Here is a 1,214-nt window from a genome sequence, read left to right as displayed (position 1 = left end):
TGGACTTCCCAGCTTTCACTAGACAGTTTTTAACTCAGAATAATACGCTTCCTCAAACTTAGCAGGTGAAACACCGCCTGTGTGTGAATGGCGTTTTTTTGGATTGTAGAACATTTCTATAAAATTGAATATCTCAGCTTTCGCATCTTCCCTTGTCGAATATATCTTACGCTTAACTATTCGCTTTTTAATCGTCGCAAAAAAGCTTTCAGCAACTGCATTATCATGACAGTTTCCAGCACGGCTCATCGAAGGCACAAGATTATGTTCTTTCATAAATGCGAGATAGTCAGCGCTACCGTATTGACTACCTTGATCGCTATGCACCATTACCTCAGCCTTCGGTTGACGTTGATATACCGCCATCAACAATGCGTTTATAACAAGGTGCTTGTCCATATTTTTATCCATCGACCAACCCACAATACGCCTAGAGAATAAGTCCATTACTGTTGCCACATATAAAAAACCTTCATAAGTTCTTATGTAAGTTATGTCGCTCACCCACGATTGATTCGGCGCAGGTGGGTTAAATTGACGCGCTAATAAGTTATCTGCAATCCGCGATGTCTTACCGCCTTTAATATGGCGACGCTTATACCCTATTTGCGCTTTAAGCTTATGTTGTCGCATGATCTTAGCAACACGGTTTACGCTACATCGCTCACCAGCTTCACGTAAGTCTGCGTGTATCCAAGGGCTACCATACGTGCCTCCACTGGCCACATAAAACGCTTTAATGAGTTTCAACAAGCGATTATCTTCAAGTGCTCTATCGCTTATAGGCTTTTTTAACAACGCATAAAAACCACTACGATGCAGCTTAAAAAGGCGGCACATCGTCGTAATGGAAAACTCATTTTGATGATCATAAATGAAGCCGTACTTTACTCGGGGTTGCTGGCAAAGTACCTTGCGGCCTTTTTTAAAATATCCCGCTCCTCCGTGACACGTTTCAATTGCGCTTCTAATTTAGCGATCTTCAATTTTTCATCGGATGATTGAACGGCTTTAGGTTTGTCTGATAACTGGCTCCGCCAGTGATATAACGTTTTGGTACAAATATCTAATCGTTCTGATACTTCAACAACTGAATAACCACGTTCAGTTATTTGTTTAACTGCTTCTATTTTAAATTCTTGGGTATACCGTTTGCCTTTGCTCATAAAACACCTCTAATTAGAAGTTACAATGTAACTCATTGGGTGTCTAGC

General features: G+C 40.9%; 1 protein-coding gene. It reads right to left on the bottom strand.

Features of this window, described 5'->3' with window-relative positions; translation table 11 throughout:
- Positions 1–18: 18 nt before the first annotated feature.
- A protein-coding gene (locus tag J8L71_RS18305) for an IS3 family transposase (protein ID WP_211001794.1) occupies positions 19–1,166 on the bottom strand; the annotation gives its coding sequence in 2 pieces (ribosomal slippage) (positions 19–929 and positions 929–1,166; 1,149 coding nt in all).
- Positions 1,167–1,214 lie beyond the last annotated feature (48 nt).

Source organism: Pseudoalteromonas sp. MMG007 (assembly GCF_018100985.1).
Lineage (GTDB): Bacteria > Pseudomonadota > Gammaproteobacteria > Enterobacterales > Alteromonadaceae > Pseudoalteromonas.
This window is presented reverse-complemented; position numbering and strand designations above follow the sequence as displayed.